The sequence below is a fragment of the Brevibacillus sp. SKDU10 genome (assembly GCF_001645205.1).
In the GTDB taxonomy this organism is placed as follows: domain Bacteria; phylum Bacillota; class Bacilli; order Brevibacillales; family Brevibacillaceae; genus Brevibacillus_B; species Brevibacillus_B halotolerans.
Genome location: NZ_LSSO01000095.1, coordinates 1 through 773, shown reverse-complemented (window position 1 = coordinate 773; position 773 = coordinate 1). Strand labels below are relative to the sequence as shown.

1 protein-coding gene is annotated in these 773 nt (G+C 44.5%); it reads left to right on the top strand.

The features are described 5' to 3' along the window. A partial coding sequence (locus tag AYJ08_RS05755; protein WP_157452795.1) for a MupA/Atu3671 family FMN-dependent luciferase-like monooxygenase occupies positions 1-773 on the top strand: 773 nt, incomplete at both ends.

Genomic DNA, 773 nt, shown 5'->3' with positions numbered 1-773 from the left:
GTACAGCTTATGCTGATCAGCATGGATTTGCAGGTGTTTGGACACCTGAGCGACACTTTGAGGACTTTGGGGGATTATATCCAAACCCTTCGGTGCTAAGTGCTGCTCTAGCTACGATTACAGAACGAATTGAGCTTAGAGCAGGAAGCGTTGTACTACCATTGCATCACCCGATTCGCTTTGTTGAGGAATGGTCTGTGGTGGACAATCTTTCAAAAGGACGTGTTTCGGTTGCCTTTGCTGCGGGCTGGCATCCTGCTGATTTTGTGATTGCCCCTGTCCAAACTCCCGATTACTACGAGTCCAGAAAAGACGAAATGTTCAACTCTATAGAATTGGTAAAAAGGCTTTGGGCTGGTGAGCAGATTCCTTTTACAGATGTCAATGGAGCTGTACACGAAATACGTACTTTACCTAGACCGTTGCAAAATGAACTAAATATCTGGATAGCGACGAACGGTAGTGCTGACACTTATGAGCGTGCAGCCAAAATCGGAGCTAATATTCTCACAGGAATTACGGCTGGTGATTTAGCGGATTTAGAAGCAAAAATTGAGTTGTATCGGAAGACTTTATCCCAAAGTGGATTTTCGCCCGAATCTCGCAAAGTAGCGGTGATGCTGCATACTTGCTTAGGAACAAGTGATGAAGAGGTCAAGGCGAAGGTAGAAAAGCCGATGAAGGAATATTTAAAAACCTTTATGAAGCAACAGAAGAACATCCTGACTGATTATGCATCCATGTCTGCCGCTGACTTTGATGTCATTGTCGAT